18 protein-coding genes are annotated in these 16,121 nt (G+C 68.7%); 9 read left to right on the top strand and 9 right to left on the bottom strand.

The features are described 5' to 3' along the window. Positions 1–49: 49 nt before the first annotated feature. The 4 genes from AC1MBE_RS11125 to AC1MBE_RS11110 all read right to left on the bottom strand — a co-directional run bounded on the left by AC1MBE_RS11125 (position 50) and on the right by AC1MBE_RS11110 (position 4,906). Positions 50–286: a hypothetical protein gene (locus AC1MBE_RS11125; RefSeq protein WP_479778225.1), complete on the bottom strand. Its 237-nt coding sequence runs from the start codon at positions 284–286 to the stop codon at positions 50–52. A 151-nt stretch (positions 287–437) separates the two neighbouring features. After that, a complete protein-coding gene (gene hutH / locus AC1MBE_RS11120; RefSeq protein WP_479778223.1) occupies positions 438–2,030 on the bottom strand; it encodes a histidine ammonia-lyase in 1,593 nt (530 codons plus the stop codon). A 115-nt stretch (positions 2,031–2,145) separates the two neighbouring features. Beyond that, the gene (locus AC1MBE_RS11115) at positions 2,146–3,855 is read right to left on the bottom strand and encodes a urocanate hydratase (RefSeq protein ID WP_479778221.1); all 1,710 of its coding nucleotides are present in this window, start codon (positions 3,853–3,855) and stop codon (positions 2,146–2,148) included. Positions 3,856–4,015: 160 nt separating this feature from the next. After that, positions 4,016–4,906 carry an IclR family transcriptional regulator gene (locus tag AC1MBE_RS11110; RefSeq protein WP_479778219.1) on the bottom strand — a complete coding sequence of 297 codons (891 nt, stop codon included), beginning with the start codon at positions 4,904–4,906 and terminating at the stop codon, positions 4,016–4,018. A gap of 215 nt (positions 4,907–5,121) precedes the next feature. On the opposite strand from AC1MBE_RS11110, the gene AC1MBE_RS11105 reads away from it, so the two are divergent. Then, positions 5,122–5,460, top strand: a complete 339-nt coding sequence (locus tag AC1MBE_RS11105) for a hypothetical protein (protein WP_479778217.1) — start codon at positions 5,122–5,124, stop codon at positions 5,458–5,460. Between the two features lie 4 nt (positions 5,461–5,464). Further along, a complete protein-coding gene (locus tag AC1MBE_RS11100; protein ID WP_479778215.1) occupies positions 5,465–5,878 on the top strand; it encodes a hypothetical protein in 414 nt (137 codons plus the stop codon). Here AC1MBE_RS11100 and AC1MBE_RS11095 read toward each other — a convergent pair. Further along, positions 5,818–6,270 carry a DUF5956 family protein gene (locus tag AC1MBE_RS11095; protein ID WP_479778213.1) on the bottom strand — a complete coding sequence of 151 codons (453 nt, stop codon included), beginning with the start codon at positions 6,268–6,270 and terminating at the stop codon, positions 5,818–5,820. The two genes, AC1MBE_RS11100 and AC1MBE_RS11095, sit on opposite strands and share 61 nt — an antisense overlap. 240 nt (positions 6,271–6,510) lie before the next feature. Between AC1MBE_RS11095 and AC1MBE_RS11090 the strand changes: the two genes are divergently transcribed. Beyond that, on the top strand, positions 6,511–6,792 hold the full coding sequence (locus AC1MBE_RS11090; protein ID WP_479778211.1) for a hypothetical protein: 282 nt from the start codon (positions 6,511–6,513) through the stop codon (positions 6,790–6,792). A gap of 32 nt (positions 6,793–6,824) precedes the next feature. Here AC1MBE_RS11090 and AC1MBE_RS11085 read toward each other — a convergent pair whose 3' ends face one another. From AC1MBE_RS11085 to AC1MBE_RS11075, 3 genes are all read right to left on the bottom strand, one after another. Continuing rightward, complete coding sequence (locus AC1MBE_RS11085; protein ID WP_479778209.1) at positions 6,825–7,457, bottom strand: flavin reductase family protein; 633 nt, start codon at positions 7,455–7,457, stop codon at positions 6,825–6,827. Positions 7,458–7,611: 154 nt separating this feature from the next. Further along, complete coding sequence (locus AC1MBE_RS11080; protein WP_479778207.1) at positions 7,612–8,361, bottom strand: 3-hydroxybutyrate dehydrogenase; 750 nt, start codon at positions 8,359–8,361, stop codon at positions 7,612–7,614. Positions 8,362–8,424: 63 nt separating this feature from the next. Continuing rightward, on the bottom strand, positions 8,425–9,804 hold the full coding sequence (locus AC1MBE_RS11075) for an MFS transporter (protein ID WP_479778205.1): 1,380 nt from the start codon (positions 9,802–9,804) through the stop codon (positions 8,425–8,427). 133 nt (positions 9,805–9,937) lie between these two features. Here AC1MBE_RS11075 and AC1MBE_RS11070 point away from each other — a divergent pair, with 133 nt between their 5' ends. Beyond that, positions 9,938–10,855 carry a LysR family transcriptional regulator gene (locus tag AC1MBE_RS11070; protein ID WP_479778203.1) on the top strand — a complete coding sequence of 306 codons (918 nt, stop codon included), beginning with the start codon at positions 9,938–9,940 and terminating at the stop codon, positions 10,853–10,855. Between the two features lie 28 nt (positions 10,856–10,883). Here AC1MBE_RS11070 and AC1MBE_RS11065 read toward each other — a convergent pair whose 3' ends face one another. Beyond that, the gene (locus AC1MBE_RS11065; RefSeq protein WP_479778201.1) at positions 10,884–11,786 is read right to left on the bottom strand and encodes a spermidine synthase; all 903 of its coding nucleotides are present in this window, start codon (positions 11,784–11,786) and stop codon (positions 10,884–10,886) included. Between the two features lie 179 nt (positions 11,787–11,965). On the opposite strand from AC1MBE_RS11065, the gene AC1MBE_RS11060 reads away from it, so the two are divergent. The 5 genes from AC1MBE_RS11060 to AC1MBE_RS11040 all read left to right on the top strand — a co-directional run bounded on the left by AC1MBE_RS11060 (position 11,966) and on the right by AC1MBE_RS11040 (position 16,116). Continuing rightward, positions 11,966–12,817 carry an ATP synthase subunit B family protein gene (locus tag AC1MBE_RS11060; protein WP_479778199.1) on the top strand — a complete coding sequence of 284 codons (852 nt, stop codon included), beginning with the start codon at positions 11,966–11,968 and terminating at the stop codon, positions 12,815–12,817. Continuing rightward, a complete protein-coding gene (locus AC1MBE_RS11055) occupies positions 12,814–13,245 on the top strand; it encodes a phage holin family protein (RefSeq protein WP_479778197.1) in 432 nt (143 codons plus the stop codon). Before AC1MBE_RS11060 ends, AC1MBE_RS11055 begins: the two co-directional genes overlap by 4 nt. A 15-nt stretch (positions 13,246–13,260) precedes the next feature. Further along, on the top strand, positions 13,261–13,857 hold the full coding sequence (locus AC1MBE_RS11050; protein WP_479778195.1) for a DUF3618 domain-containing protein: 597 nt from the start codon (positions 13,261–13,263) through the stop codon (positions 13,855–13,857). A gap of 82 nt (positions 13,858–13,939) precedes the next feature. Beyond that, positions 13,940–15,094 (top strand): YihY/virulence factor BrkB family protein, encoded by a 1,155-nt coding sequence (locus tag AC1MBE_RS11045; protein ID WP_479778193.1) that lies wholly within the window; start codon positions 13,940–13,942, stop codon positions 15,092–15,094. Between the two features lie 170 nt (positions 15,095–15,264). Next, entirely contained in the window at positions 15,265–16,116 is an 852-nt protein-coding gene (locus AC1MBE_RS11040; protein WP_479778191.1) for a universal stress protein, read from the top strand. Positions 16,117–16,121: the final 5 nt, after the last annotated feature.

The following is a 16,121-nucleotide window of genomic DNA, read 5'->3' as shown; positions in this document are numbered from 1 at the left end:
ATGCGCCCCTCACCGGCCCTTTTTCCTTGCCCCAGGCGGCGCGGGGCGCTTAGCTCCGCCGCACCTGGACGCCGTCGGACTTCAGGAACAGCTGCGTCTCCGACGGTGCTTCCGGCACCAGCCAGAGCACGTTGCCGCTGGAGGAAACCTCTTCGACCTCGCCGGCTGCCAGCAGCTGCGCGTGCTTCAGGATTTCCACCCGGTCCCCCGTCTTGAGGCTCCTCCAGTCGGAGACCGTGGCGGCAAACGCCGTGCGCCTGGACATAACCGTCCCGCGTGCTTTCATGAACTTCTACCCCTTTGTAGGTTCCTGCCACAACATCTTTGGTGTGGGCTTGATCATATTTTTACTACACTTCCTTGGGCCCCGCCCGCCGTGTTGCCGAACATTTCGGGGGCCCTCAGGAAATCCCGCGTACCGCGTACTTTGTTTGCCGTCAGGCCAGATTTCCGACGGCGGATTCGGCGGCGGCCCGGATCTTGCCCGAGGCGACGAGGACTTCGGCCGCCTCCAGTTCGGGCGAGAGGAACCGGTCGGTGCCCGGGCCGTCGACGACGTCGCGCAGCACCTCGATCACCGCGGCGCCGGCCGGGCCCGGCGTCAGTTCGCCGCCGGAGAGCTGCGTGCGGATGTCCAGGGCCCGGGCCGAGGTCACCAGCTCGATCGCAAGGACCCGGCGCAGGTTCTCCACCGCACGGCGCAGCTTACGGGCCGCGTGCCAGCCCATCGACACGTGGTCCTCCTGCATGGCCGAGCTGGGGATCGAGTCCACGGATGCCGGAACGGCCAGCCGCTTGTTGTCCGAGACCAGCCCGGCCTGGGTGTACTGGGCGATCATCAGGCCGGAGTCGACGCCGGGGTCGGCAGCGAGGAAGGCGGGAAGCCCGTGCGAGCGGGCCGGGTCCAGCATCCGGTCGGTGCGGCGCTCGGCGATGGAGCTCAGGTCTGCGACGGCGATGGCCAGGAAGTCCAGCACGTAGGCCACCGGGGCGCCGTGGAAGTTGCCGTTGGAGCTGACCCGGCCGTCCGGCAGGACCACCGGGTTGTCGATCGCGGCTGCCAGTTCGCGGGAGGCGACCAGGGCTGCATGGTCCACGGTGTCGCGGACGGCCCCGGCCACCTGGGGCGCGCAGCGCAGCGAGTAGGCGTCCTGGACCTTGGTGTCGTTGATCCGGTGCGAGGCCACGATCGGCGAGTTGGACAGCACCCGAAGCATGTTGTCCGCGGAGGCGGCCTGGCCCGGGTGCGGCCGGAGCGCGGCGTGCAGTTCGGGCAGGAACACCTGGTCGGTGCCGAGCAGCGCCTCGACGCTGAGCGCGGCGGTGATGTCCGCCGTCGTGAGCAACTGGCGGAGGTCCGCGATGGCCATCAGCAGCATGCCCAGCATGCCCTCGGTGCCGTTGACCAGGGCCAGGCCCTCCTTCTCGGCGAGGGTGACGGGTTCGATCCCGTGCGCGGCGAGGAGTTCCGCGACCGGACGGCCGTCCTTGGCGCCGTACAGCTCGCCGTCCGGGCCCACCGCTTCGCCTTCGCCCATCAGGACCAGGGCGCAGTGCGAGAGCGGCGCGAGGTCGCCCGAGCAGCCCAGCGAGCCGAATTCGCGCACCACCGGGGTGATGCCGGCGTTGAGGACATCCACCATGGTCTGCAACACCACGGGGCGGACGCCGGTGCGGCCGGAAGCGAGGGTCTTGGCGCGCAGGAACATGATGCCGCGGACCACCTCGCGTTCCACGGCCGGGCCCATGCCGGCGGCGTGGCTGCGGATCAGCGACTTCTGCAGCTGGGTGCGCAGCTCGTTGGGGATGTGCCGGTTGGCCAGCGCCCCGAAGCCGGTGGAGATGCCGTAGGCCGGGGTCTCGCTGTGCGCGAGGTCGTCGATGTGGGCGCGGACCCTGGCGACGGCGTCGAGGGCGTCCTGGGCGATGGTTACCTTGGCGTCGTGGCGGGCGACGGCGACGACGTCCTCGGGGGTCACGCCGCCGGCGCCGAGGGTGACGGTCAGCGGTGAGTGGGTCGTGAGAGTCATTGAGATCTACCTAGGTCTAATGGTTGGTCCGGCTTCCCCGTCGATTGCTCCGTAACGGCCCTTTTCAGAGCTCAAAACGGCACTTACGGAGCAATCGACGCGGGAGTGGGGGCGGTTAGCGGGTTTCCGACGCTGTCTCTTGCATCGGGATGCGGACGCCGCTTTCCCTGGCGACCTCGACGGCGCGCTCGTAGCCGGCGTCGACGTGGCGGATGACGCCCATGCCGGGGTCGTTGGTGAGCAGGCGTTCGAGCTTCTGCGCGGCGAGATCGGTGCCGTCGGCCACGGAGACCTGGCCTGCGTGGATGGAGCGGCCGATCCCGACGCCGCCGCCGTGGTGGATGGAGACCCAGGTGGCGCCGGAGGCGGTGTTGAGCAGGGCGTTGAGCAGCGGCCAGTCGGCGACGGCGTCGGAGCCGTCGGCCATGGCCTCGGTCTCGCGGTACGGCGAGGCGACGGAGCCGGAGTCGAGGTGGTCGCGGCCGATCACGATGGGTGCCTTGACCTTGCCCTCCTTGACGAGCTGGTTGAACAGCAGCCCGGCCTTGGCGCGGTCGCCGTAGCCCAGCCAGCAGATGCGGGCCGGCAGGCCTTCGAATTCGACGCGCTCGGCGGCGGCGTCGATCCAGCGGTGCAGGTGCTTGTTCTCCGGAAAGAGCTCTTTGATCGCGGCATCCGTGACCGCAATGTCCTCGGGGTCGCCGGAGAGGGCCACCCAGCGGAACGGGCCCAGGCCTTCGCAGAACAGCGGGCGGATGTAGGCCGGGACGAAGCCGGGGAATTCGAAGGCGCGGTTGTAGCCGCCCTTGCGGGCCTCGTCGCGGATGGAGTTGCCGTAGTCGAATACCTCGGCGCCGGCGTCCTGGAACTCGACCATGGCCTGGACGTGCCTGGCCATCGAGGCCTGTGCCTTCTTGGTGAAGCCCTCGGGATCGGCCGCGGCTTCGCGGTGCCACTCCTCGACCGTGATGCCCTCGGGCAGGTAGCTCAGCGGGTCGTGGGCCGAGGTCTGGTCGGTGACGATGTCGACGGTGAGCTCGCCGGCGTTATGGCGGCGCAGGATTTCGGGGAAAACGGTGGCGGCGTTGCCGACGTAGCCCACGGACCAGCCGCGGCGCTCCTCCTTGGCCTTCAGGACTTTGGCGATGGCGGCGTCGAGGTCGGTCTCCACCTCGTCGAGGTAGCGCTTGCCGGCGCGGCGGCGCAGGTGGCTCTCGTCGACGTCGACAATCAGGCAGGCGCCCTCGTTCAGGGTGACGGCGAGCGGCTGGGCGCCGCCCATGCCGCCGCAGCCGCCGGTGAGGGTCAGCGTGCCGGCGAGGGTGCCGTTCTCGTCCCCGGTGAGCTTGCGGGCGATCGCGGCGAAGGTTTCGAAGGTGCCCTGCAGGATGCCCTGGGTGCCGATGTAGATCCAGGACCCGGCAGTCATCTGGCCGTACATCATCAGGCCCTCGGCCTCGAGCCGGCGGAACTCGGGCCAGGTGGCCCAGTCGCCGACGAGGTTGGAGTTGGCCAGCAGCACGCGGGGCGCCCATTCGTTGGTGCGGAAGACGCCCACGGGCTTGCCGGACTGGACCAGCAGGGTCTCGTCCTTTTCCATGGTTTCCAGGGTGCGGGTGATCGCATCGAACGCGGCCCAGGACCGGACGGCGCGGCCGGTGCCGCCGTAGACCACCAGGTCATCGGGGCGTTCGGCCACCTCGGGGTCCAGGTTGTTCATCAGCATGCGCAGCGGGGCTTCGGTCTGCCAGCTCTTGGCGGTGAGCTCGGTGCCGCGGGCTGCTTTGACCGGGCGGGCACCGGTGGTGAAATCGGCGGGTGCCATGGGGGCTCCTTCGTTGTCTCGGGTGGTTCCTGGGAAGAGGTTCTGTATCAACTAAAGCCTGTCCGCAGCCCCGGAAACAGAGGGTTCCGGCGGGCGCTGTCCGGGATTCCAGACCCAACCGGCGCGCAGTAGTTGTCGTTTTCGGGGGTCAGAACGGCAACTAGAGCGAGCCGGTTGGGCTGGGGCGCCCATGGATCCGGACCGAGAGATCGTCCGCCACCTTCTTGACCCGCGCGGCCAGCACCGGCCATTGGTCCGCCGGCAGCTTGTCCTCCAGGAATGTCACCGCGACGGCGGCCGTTGGCCAGCCCGTGTGGTCCGTGACGGCGGCGGCGATCGAGCCGAAGCCCGGCGTCACCTCGCCGTGTTCCGTGGCGTAGCCCCGCTGCCGGACCTGGTCCAGGTGGGAGGACAGCGCGGAATACTTGGTGATGGGCGATTCGGTCTCGTGCCGGGCGCTGAAGGCCGCGGCGTTCGGGTACAGCGCCCGGACCTGCGACTTCGGCAGCGCGGCCAGGATCGCACGGCCGCTCGCGGTGAGGTGGCTGGGCAGCCGGACGCCGACGTCGGTCACGAGGGAAGGACGGTTCTTGGCCCGTTCCTCGACGATGTAGAGCACGTCCCGGCCGTGCAGCACGGCCAGGTGCGCACTCTCCCCGATCACGTCCACGAGTGATGCGAGCATTGGCCGGCCCAGCCGGGAAAGCGGCTCCTGGCGTGAATAGGCGGAGCTGAGCTCGAAGGCGCTGATGCCGAGTCCGTAGCGCTGTTCTTCATGCAGGTGCAGCACAAAGCCGTTAGCCTCCATCACACCCAGCAGGTGATAGACGCTGGAGCGCGGCAGGCCCAGGGAGGTGGCAATGTTCGACGCCGCCATCGGCCCGCGCTTGGAGGCCAGGAGCTTCAGGATACGCAGCGTATTTTCGGCTGCCGGCACCTTGGACGCCGCCCTGGCGGCGGCCGGCTTCGGCGCGGCCGCGTTCGGTACGGCCGAGTTCGGTACGGGGCTGATGGCTTCCCCGGGCTGGGCAGTGCGGCTGGCAGCAGGCATGTGTTCCTCTTCGACGTCGGGCGGTGTCCGGTATCCCGTACTCAAGCATGCACCCGGCCCTCTGCCACGGGGATCGTATCGCCGTACTCCCCTGTCTGGAATACCGGACTTTGGTCCGATTCCCTGCCGGGCCCCGCCCGCGGGACTTCCGCCCCTAGCCCGGCCGCGGGGGCGGCGCTTCACTGAAAGGAGCCGCCGGAACCAGGAGGACCGCCGTGCGCTGGATCGCAGGACTGTTTCTGATCGCCCACGGGCTGGTGCACCTCGCCATCTGGCTGCCGCGGCCGGACGCGAAGGCGCCGTTCGACGTCGGCCGTTCCCCGTTCGCTGGGGAGGTGCGCCGGCCGGCTGTCGCCCTGGCCGTCGCCGCCGCGGCGGTGCTGGGGCTGGCCGGACTGGGCGTCCTGGTGGCGGCGCCGTGGTGGATCCCGGTCACCGTAGCCGGGGCAGCAATCTCGACCGCACTGCTGCTGCTCACCTTTAACCGGTGGTGGCTGATCGGGCTGGGCATCAACACCGCCATCATCGTGCTCGCGCTGCAGCAAGCCGGGTGACGGCATGAAAAGCGTGCGGCCAGGGCTGCAGGGGGCGGGGCTGACAGCGGTGAAGACGGTCCACACCCTTGCGTGGTTCACGATCGAGGCGTCCATGGTCTATGTCCTGTACGCCGGATTCCGGGGACGTTCCGACCGTCGGGCGGGCCTTGCCGGCGCCATCGTCCTCGCCGAGACCGCGATCTTTGCAGGCAACGGCTTCCATTGCCCGTTGACGGCGGTGGCTAGGCGACTGGGCGATGCCACCGGATCCGTCACGGACATGTACCTGCCGGGATGGTTCGCCCGGAACCTCCCGGCGATCCACGTCCCGCTGATTGTCGCGGCGGTGGCGGTCCACTGGCGGAACCTGCGGCGTCAGCCCCGGTACAGCCGGTCCAGCGCCGCCGCGGCGGCCACCCTCAGCTGCGAGGGATGAAGTCTGTCGTCCGGCAGGCCCGCCGTCGTAGCCTCCCAGACGGCGGCCCAAAAACCGTCGGGACTGGCGGCGGCAGCGCCCGGCGGGCGCAGGTACCAGTCGAAGCCGCGCGGTCGGGGCGGGAGGCCGGCCTCGGCAAGATAAGAGTCAATATCGTCGTCAACGGACTCCAGATCAGCGTCGGTCAGCCGCAAAGGTTCCCGCGTCTGGCGCCCGTCGCTGTCTCTCGTGACGACGACGGTCTCCCGGTTGCGGGGTGCGGCGGGGACCCGCACGACGTTTGGCGGACCCGCCGCCCACACCACGAGCGCACCCCAGCCGTTCTCCGTGGCCGGAATCCAGCCGTCGGGCGCGGCGGACCCCTGCCTGGCACCCCACAGGTCGTCACTCATAGGCCCACCCTAACCATCGCGCCGGAATCGCGCCGGAATTCGTTGCCCCGAGTATCCGGAGCCTAGATCCAAGTGGTGCTCGGCGAAGAAGGAGTAAGTGTTACGCGTGTTACTGGTGGGACGAGTTCGTAGAGTGGGCGGACGGGGGCGCCGGAACGAAGACGGTAAGGCTGGGGAGTCCGTCCACGCCGTTTCGGTCCCCCCGCGAATGAACTTCGTTCGCTGGCAAGGAGCAGTCCGATGCGCATTTCCCCAGCACAGCCAAGCAGCACAGCACAGCCCGCACGGCCGCAGCCGGCGGCCCGGGTCGCCCGGGTCCTGCGGCAGGCTGCCCACCGCATCTACGAGGGCCGCGTCCCGTTCCGCATCGGCCAACTGGTCGTGGGCGACGACCCGTTCAATGGGCGCAGGGAGGGGACGATTGAAGTCATCCGTGCCCCGTTCGTCGGCCTGCGCGTCCCCGGGACGCACGCCGGAAGCCTGGTCTTCTTCGACCACCGGAACGTGCGGCGCCCCGAATAGTTGCCCGACGGCGGCCCGGGCCTGTGCGGGCGTTATGCCTCCCGTTCGCCCCTCCGCCGGAAGTCGCCCGGCCAGTCGGACCTCCGGATCCGGCCGAGTTCCTGAACCGGCCCCAGGTGCCCCCACTCGTCGCGTCCCAGCCGGGCCAGCGGCCCGAGCAGGTCGATCCGCGGGTGGTTGCCCTCCAGTACATCGGCAGAGACCGCGGCGTGGGTGACTTCGCCAAGCACCAGGACGCAGTCGCCCATGGGCAGGACCGAATGCAGCCGGCACTCCAGGGCCGCCGGCGACTCCGCCACCCGCGGCACGCTGACCGTCAGGCTGGCCTCCCGGGTGACGTGGGCGGCGTCGAACTCGCTGACTTCAGGCGGGAAGTTGGTACCGGTCGCGTTGACCTCGGCGATGAAATCAGCCGGCGCAAGATTGACCACAAATTCGCCGCGCTCAGAGATGTTCCGCAGCGTGTCCTTCCGGCCCACCGAGGTGAACTGGACGATTGGCGGTGTCACCGACGCAACCGTGAAGAAGGAATGCGGCGCGAGATTGTCCACCCCGTCGGCGGAGGTGCTGGACACCCAGGCAATGGGACGGGGAACGACGACGGCGGTCAGCAGCCGGTAAAACTCTGCGGAGGGCAGGTCGGCGGGACTGAAATCCTTGCGCATGCCCCCAGCCTAGCGGCAGGCCCCGGCGGCACAGGCAGGCCAGCATGCCCGGCCGCCCAACTGGCGGCCCTGACGCGCGAAAGACCCGCCCGGGCAGTTGTGCCCGGGCGGGTCAGAGGTATCGGCTCGGAGCCAGCGTGTCAGCGCCGTCGGCCTACCGGGCGGACCAGCCGCCATCCATCGTGTAGCTCGCGCCGGTGACCATGCCGGCGTCGTTCGAGGCCAGCCAGGCCACCAGCGAGGCGACCTCCTCGGGTTCGACCAGGCGCTTCACGGCGGCCTCGGTGAGCATGATCTTGCTCAGCACCTCGGACTCCGGAATGCCGTGCACCTTGGCCTGGTCCGCGATCTGCGATTCGACCAGCGGCGTCCGGACATACCCGGGGTTGATGCAGTTGGACGTGACACCGTGGGCGCCGCCCTCCAGCGCCGTGACCTTGCTCAGCCCTTCCAGCCCGTGCTTGGCGGAGACGTAAGCACTCTTGAACGGCGAGGCCCGGAGCCCGTGCACCGAGGAAAGGTTGATGATCCGGCCGAAGCCGTTGGCGTACATGTGCGGCAGCGCGGCGCGGATCAGCAGGAACGGGGCCTCCAGCATGAGCGTGACGATGCGCCGGAAGTCGGTCGGATCAAAGTCCTCGATCGGGCTGATGCGCTGGATTCCGGCGTTGTTGACCAGGATGTCGCAATCCAGGCTGAGCGTCTGCAGCGCTTCGACGTCGAGCAGGTTGACCGCCCATGCGGTCCCCCCGACCTCGTCGGCCAGGGCGGTGGCGGCGGCCTCGTCGACGTCGGCAACCACCACCTTCGCGCCCCGCGCGGCGAGGGCACGGACGCTGGCTGCGCCGATCCCGCCCGCGCCGCCGGTGACCAGTGCCTTGCGGCCGTTGAGCGTATTTTCCATTTCCCAGCCCTCCAGTTCAGAAATTCACGGTGATCAGATTCAAGCAGGTCAGAGTCGAGCAGTTCAGCGGGCGCCGGCGACGGCGAGGCCTTCACGTTCGGCGTCGGCCCGGTCCACGTCTTCAAGGGCGATGCCCTTGGTCTCCTTGAGGCTGAGCACTGCCACCGTGGTGATAGCGCAGGCCACGACGAGGTAGATGGCGGTGGGCAGCCAGGAGCCGGTGTCTTTGAGCCACGCGGTGGCCAGCAGCGGCGCCAGCGAGCCGGCGAAGATCGAGGTGACCTGCGAGCCCAGCGAGACGCCGGCGTAGCGCATCCGGGTCGGGAACAGCTCCGACATCAGGGCCGGCTGGCCGGCGTACATAAAGGCGTGCAGGCAGAGGCCGATCGTCACGGCCAGCACAATGACCACAGGGTTGCGGGTGTCGAACATCGGGAAGGCGAAGAACGGCCAGGTGGCACCGGTGATGGCTCCGACCAGGTAGACCGGCTTCCGGCCCCAGCTGTCCACGAGCCGGCCGACCTGCGGGATGACCAGGAAGTGGATGACGTGGGCGATCAGCAGTGCCAGGAGCAGCGAGGACGTGTCGTACTTGTGCACGCTCTTGAGGTACACGATCGCGAAGCTCACCACGAGGTAGTACATGATATTTTCCGCGAACCGGAGGCCCATGGCCTGCAGGATGCCCTTGGGATACTTGCGGATCACTTCGCGGACGCCGTAGCTGGCGGCCTGTTCCTGCTCCAGCTGCGCCTTGGCCTCGAGGAAGATCGGGGCTTCGGAGACGTTGGTGCGGATGTAGTAGCCGACGAACACAATCACCGCGGAGAGCCAGAACGCCACACGCCAGCCCCAGCCAAGGAAATCCGCGGCGCTAAGGACGTTGGACATGATGAACAGCACGAGGGTGGCCAGCAGGTTGCCAACCGGGACGGCGGCCTGGGGCCAGCTGGACCAGAAGCCGCGGGACTCGTTCGGGCTGTGTTCGGCGACGAGCAGCACGGCGCCGCCCCATTCGCCGCCCAGCGCGAAGCCCTGGATGAAGCGCAGCGCGACCAGCAGGGCGGGCGCGAGGTAGCCGATGTCGGCGAAGCCCGGCAGGCAGCCCATCAGGAACGTGGACACACCGATGATCACGATTGTCAGCTGCAGGGTGGGCTTGCGGCCCAGCTTGTCGCCGATCTGGCCGAAGACGATGCCGCCGAGCGGGCGGGCGACGAAGCCGACGGCGTAGGTCAGGAACGCCTGGATGATGCCGTCCAGTTCATTGCCCGTGGCGGGGAAGAAGTACTTGCCGAACACCAGAGTGGCGGCGGTGGCGTAGAGGAAGAATTCGTACCATTCCACGACGGTGCCGACCATCGATGCGGCGACGATTTTCTTGAGGCCTGTGCCCTTGGCGGGTGCGGCAGGGGGTGTTGCGGAGCGTTGATCTACGCTCATCTGGTTCTCCTTAGTGTCCACGATGACACGCGCTGTGATGCACGGCACTGAAAATGGGCCTCATCGAGTATCGCCGCACATTCCGGGCGGCTCAATGGCCAAAGCGGCACGATGTGTGTGCAGAATTGCAGATATGAAAGCGAATCCTGATGACCTGCTGGTGCTGCTGGCGGTCTCCCGCTCGGCGAAATTTACGACGGCGGCCCAGGTCCTGGGACTGAACCACACCACGGTTTCCCGCCGGATCGCGGCCCTGGAGAAGGCCCTCGGCGGCCGTGTGCTGTCCCGGGCCTCGGGCGGCTGGGAACTGACCGAACTCGGCGCCGCAGCGGTCGCCGTCGCCGAACAAGTCGAAGGCGCGGTGCGCTCGCTCGAAAAGCCGGGGTCGACGCCGGACCCGGTCACCGGCGTCGTCCGGATGACCGCAACCGACGGGTTCAGCGCCTATATCGCCGCCCCTGCTGTGGCCCGGCTGCGCCGCCACCATCCCGGGCTCAGCGTGGAGATCATCACGGTGACCCGGCGCGCGCTGCAGCAGCGCTCCGGGCTGGACATCGAGGTGGTGGTCGGCGAGCCGCAGGTGCACCGGGCCGAGGCGGCCCGGCTCGGCGAATACATGCTGGGCATGTACGCGTCACGGAGCTACCTGGCCGAGTACGGAACGCCGCGGTCGGTGGACGAACTGAAGGCGCATCCCTTGGTCTACTTCGTCGATTCCATGCTCCAGGTGGACGACCTGGACGCCCCGCGGCGGTTGGTGCCGACCATGCGGGACGGGCTGAGCTCCACCAACGTTTTTGTCCACGTCGAGGCGACGCGGGCCGGTGCCGGCATCGGTTTCCTGCCCTGCTTCGCCGCGGACCTGCACCCGGACCTGGTCAGGCTGCTGCCGGACGAGTTCGCGGAACTGCTCCCCTACTGGATGGTCCTGCGGCCCGACTCGATGCGCCGCCCCGCCGTCGCCGCGCTCGTCCAGGCCCTGCGCGAGCAGACCGACGCGCACCGGGAGGCGCTGATGGGCCGGGCCGGATACGCAGCGATTGCTCAGTAGCCGCCGTTTCGGGTCCGCAAAAGGGCCGTCACGGAGCAGTCGGCGCCGGGTCGTGGCGGACGGCGGCGCCGACGGCGAAGGCCCGCACCCTGTCGTCGTGCCAGATGTGGGCCGGGACCGCGCCGCCCAGCAGCCGGCGCGCAAGCCCGGGGTCGTCGTCGAACGGCGCGTCGCTGCCGGCGATGATCATGTTGCCGTAGCGGCGGCCCTTGAGCATGGCCGGATCGGCGATGATCACGGTGTGTTCGAAGGCGGCTGCGATCGTGGCGGCGTCCTCCCGCGCGTTGGCCAGGGCGGGGGCGTCGCCGGAGTTCACCAGGTAAATTCCGCCGGGTGCCAGGACGCGCTTGGCGTGCTCGGTGAACTCGCTTGTGGTGAGCGGTCGCGGGGTGAGTGAGCCGGCGAAGACGTCGCGGATGATGAGGTCCCGCGTCTGCGGCGTGAGGCTCTCGGTGACCTCGCGGGCCTCCCCCACGCGCAGCCGCAGCAGCGGCGCCTTGGGCAGGTCGAACCAGCCGCGGACGTACTCGGCGAGTTTGCCGTCCAGCTCCACCACCACCTGGCGGGCGTCCGGATAGGCGGCATGGAAGTAGCGCGCCAGGGAGCATGCTCCCCCGCCGAGGTGCAGGGCCCGCAGCCTGGGCCGGGCTGTCGGCGGCCAGCGGGACTCCACCAGCGCGGCGATCCAGCGCATGTACTCGAAATCGAGGAACAGCGGATCGGCAAGGTCGATGTGCGAGCTCATGACGCCGTTGATCCGCAGCAGCCAGCCGGTTGAATTGTCCTGGTCCGGGATCAGTTCGCAATCGCCGGTGTCGATGTAATAGACGCCCGCGACGGGGCCGTCCGGGCGGGAGCCCTTGGGAACTTCCACCACTCCCGGCGTAGCAGTTCCGGAGTTGCGGCCGGCCGCCCTGCCCCGTTTGGCCATCAGCCATGCACCGTTTCGCTCATGAACCAACCCTAGCGGCTGGAATTCCCCGATTTTCGGGATCTCCTTGTAATCCAATGCAAAGCGTGCTTACTATTCTTTAGTAATCATGCTTACTATTCGCGTTCGGCGCTGCTGGTTTCCCACCGGCAGCAGATCTACAAGGAAAGAGAGCGACGATGACAGAGAACCAATGGCCCCAGGACACCACCTACGGCACCCCCGGGGTGGCGCAGGGAGAGTCGGACCTGCGGCAGAGCTCGACGTTCCCGCCCGCTTCCACCGGGACTTCAACCGGGACGTCTTCAAAGACCGAGGCCGCCAAGGGCGAAGCCAGCGAAGTGAAGCAGCAGGCCGCGGAATCGGCCCAGAACGTCACCGAAACGGCGAAGGCCGAAGCGGCAAACGTCGCCGGCGAGGTCAAGAGCAACGCCAAGGACCTCATCAATCAGGCACGCACGGACCTCACCGCCCAGGCCGGCACGCAGCAGCAAAAGGCTGCCCAGGGCCTGCGCTCCATCTCGAGCGAGCTGCACACGATGGCTGACGCCTCCGACCAGCCCGGCGTGGCGACCGACCTGATCCGCCAGGCCGCCGAACGGTCACAGTCCGTGGCCACCTGGCTGGATAACCGCGACCCCGGTTCACTGCTAAACGAGGTAAAGTCCTTTGCCCGCCAGCGTCCCGGCACCTTCCTGCTGGCCGCTGCCGGCGCCGGCATCCTGGCCGGACGCCTGAGCCGCAGCCTCAGCGCCGGCGCCCCGGAGACGGCAACCACCGGCACCCCGGCGCAGTACAGCGCACCGGTCACCCGGGTGCCCGACGCCGGCGTCGCGGTCCCCCCGCCGCCGGTAACCTACCCGGAAACGACGACCGCCGGCGTCGCCGATACCTACCCGCCCAGCCCGCTTGAGGGCACCGGTGCTCACGCCGACCAGTGGGCAACCGACCCGCTGGCCGCCGATCCGTACCGGGTCGATCCCACCGTCGATCCCGACCGTAAGGATCCGTTCGACGGAGGCCGTCGATGAGCAGCGAGATGCCGACGGGCGCCCCGATGCCTCCCTCGGAGGCCCACGTGAAGGCGGAAACCAACTCCTTGGGCGACCTGCTCGGTGACGTCACACGGGACATGTCCACCCTGATGCGTCAGGAACTGGAACTTGCCAAGGCTGAACTGAAGCAGACCACCAGCCGGGCCGGCAAAGGCAGCGGCATGCTTGCCGGCGCCGGCGTCGCTGGCCACTTCGTCCTGCTGTTCCTCTCCCTCGCCCTGTGGTGGGGCTTGGGAACGCTGATGGGACTCGGGTGGGCCGGCGTCGTCGTCGCGATCATCTGGGGCATCATCGGCGCCGTCCTGGCCTCGATCGGCCGCAAGGAACTCAAAGCGATCAAGGGCATGCCCCAGACCGCCGAGACGATTCAGGAAATCCCCCCGACTCTCAAGCCCAGCCACTAAAGCGAGGAAAACACCATGAGTGAAAACCCGGATGCCATCCGCGCCGACATTGAAGCAACCCGCGCCCGGCTCGGAACGAACGTAGATGCCGTGGCCGACAAGGTCACGCCGTCGCACATCGTCCAGCGCCAGACTGACAAGGTCAAGGACGCCGTCTTCGGAGTGAAGGAGAAAGTCATGGGAGCAGCCGACCACACCGCCGGAAACGTGCACTCTGCCGGCGGCAGCGCCGCCTCGCACCTGAGCGATGCCGGCTCCGCCGTCGCCGACGCCCCGCAGCAGGTCAAAGCCAAGGCACAGGGCAACCCGCTCGCTGCCGGGCTCATCGCCTTCGGCGCGGGCCTGCTGGTGTCCTCGCTGATCCCGGCCAGCCAGAAGGAACGCGAGGCCGCCGACGCGTTGAAGACGGCAGCTGAGCCGCTCACGACGGAACTGACCGAGGCCGCCCAGCACGTCGCCGAGGGGCTCAAGGAACCTGCCCAGGCCGCTATGGAAAACGTCAAGGCCACGGCCACCGACGCTGCCCAGAACGTCAAGGGCGAGGGCCAGACGGCGGTCTCCGACGTCAAGGACCGCGCCACTGACGCCAAGGACAACGTCCAGCAGGCCTAGCCCCACCCGGAAGATGGCCGGTTGCCCTCGCTGACGCGCTGGGCAGCCGGCCGTTGCGCTTAACCCACGAAAGAAGATTCCGATGGCCAAGAACCTCACCAAGGCGGACACTGGCTCCATGGACGACGCCGAAACCGCGAAGAGCAGCACCGCCAAAGCCCGGACCGCACCCGCGCCGGACGATGCCCGCAAGCCGGACAGCCCCGGGGACGTTACCAAGCCGTCCTGGAAGTACATCGCGAAAAAGACGCTGCGGGAGTTCACCAAGGACCAGTGCTCCGACCTCGCGGCGTCGCTGACCTATTACGCGGTACTGTCAATCTTCCCGGCGCTGCTGGCGCTGGTGTCCTTGCTGGGTCTCTTCGGAGACGCCCAAAAAACCACGTCGGCGCTGCTGGACGTCGTCCAGGGATTCGCCCCGGGGGACACGGTAAAAACCATCGGCCCGGTGGTTCAAGACCTGGCAAGCTCCCCGGGAGCCGGCTTCACGCTGGTCATCGGCCTCCTCACTGCACTCTGGTCCGCGTCCGGGTACGTGGGCGCCTTCGGCCGGGCCATGAACCGGGTCTACGAGATCGATGAGGGCCGGCCGTTCCTGAAGCTGCGCGGCACCATGCTCGGCGTCACCGTCGTCAATCTGCTGATCGTCGTCGTACTGGCCGCGATGCTGGTGCTCAGCGGGCCGGTAGCGGAGTCCGTCGGGAACATCGTCGGCCTGGGCGGGGCGTTCCTTACCGTCTGGAACATCGCCAAGTGGCCGGTGATGCTGGTACTCGTCATTGTGGCGATCGCCGTCCTTTACTACGCCACCCCCAACGTCAAGCAGCCGAAATTCCGCTGGATGAGCATGGGCTCGGCCATCGCCCTGGTGGTCTTCCTGCTGGCCTCCCTCGCGTTCGGCTTCTACGTGGCCAACTTCAGCAGCTACAACAAGACCTACGGAGCGATCGGCGGCGTGATCATCGCGCTGCTCTGGCTGTGGATCCTGAACATGTCGCTGCTCTTCGGCGCCGAGTTCGACGCCGAGACCGAGCGCGGACGCCAGCTCCAGGCCGGCATCGAGGCTGAGGAAACCATTCAGCTGCCGCCGCGCGACACGAAGAAGAGCGACAAGCTGCAGGCCCAGGAGGAAGAGGACGTCCGCCGCGGCCGCGAGCTGCGCGAAGAGCACAGCGGCAGCGGGCAGCCCTCCGCGGAGTACGGCGCCACCGACCGGAACAGGCACCGCGAACCCTAGTACCGGGAGGGGAAGCGCCGAACGGCGTCGGACGCGCGGGATACCCGCCGGCCGGCGCCGTTTCCGCGTCCGGGGCGCGGGACCAAAGCCCCTAGCCGCCCCGCCGCTCAACCCGCTGTACTGGGGGGACGCACCGCTGGGGGTGCTGCGTCCGCCTACCGGGAGGATCCATGCCGGCACCCGCAGTTGATCCCCCGCCCGCCGCCGTCGCCGTGGGCTACGACGGTTCAGAATCCTCGCAGCTCGCCGTCCGCTGGGCCGCAGAACATGCCGCCGCGCAGGGCCTGCGCCTGCGGGTGGTGCACGCCTGGGTCTGGCCGATGTTCACCAAAGATCTCGGCCCGGTCAAGGGCGTGGCCGGCAGCGGTCTCCGGCATTCCGCCGAGACCATCATCGCTGAAGGGGTGGGGCTGGCCCACGGCGTTGACCCGGGACTCGACGTCGAGGGCGTGATGGAGGCCGGACTACCCGCGCAGATCCTGCGGCAGGCCGCCCGGGATGCCGCCCTGCTCGTGGTGGGAAGCCGCGGCATCGGCGGCGTACTCGGGCACCTGGCCGGCTCGGTATGCCTGGACCTGGCCGGCTCCGCCCCGTGCCCGCTCATGGTGGTCCGCCGCCCGCACCTGCCCGGCAAGCCCGTCGTCGTGGGCGTCGATGCCGCGGCCCGCAGCTCGGCAGTGCTGGCCGAGGCCGCCCGGCTGGCCGCCGCCGTCGGTGCCGAACTGCAGCTGGTCCACGTGGATTCGGGCCGGGGCGGCAACGCGGAGCCGCACGGCCGGCACGCCCCGCTGCACGGCTCGGACCTGCTGGAGCACGCCCTTGACGAAGCCCGCCGACTCGCCCCCGGGCTGCCGGTCTCCGGGATCCTGAGGGAAGACCACTCTGCGGCCAAGGAGCTCGTGGAGGCAGCCGACGAAGCGGACGTGCTGGTGCTGGGCACCCATAGCCGTGCCGGAGGCGTCGGCAATACCGTCTCCGCCGTGCTGCACAAGGCCGCCTGCAATGTCATGATTACACGCTGATTCTT

The sequence above is a fragment of the Arthrobacter sp. BG5 genome (assembly GCF_056680155.1).
The sequence above is the reverse complement of the archived record's forward strand: the minus strand, read 5'-3'. Positions and strand labels throughout refer to the sequence as shown.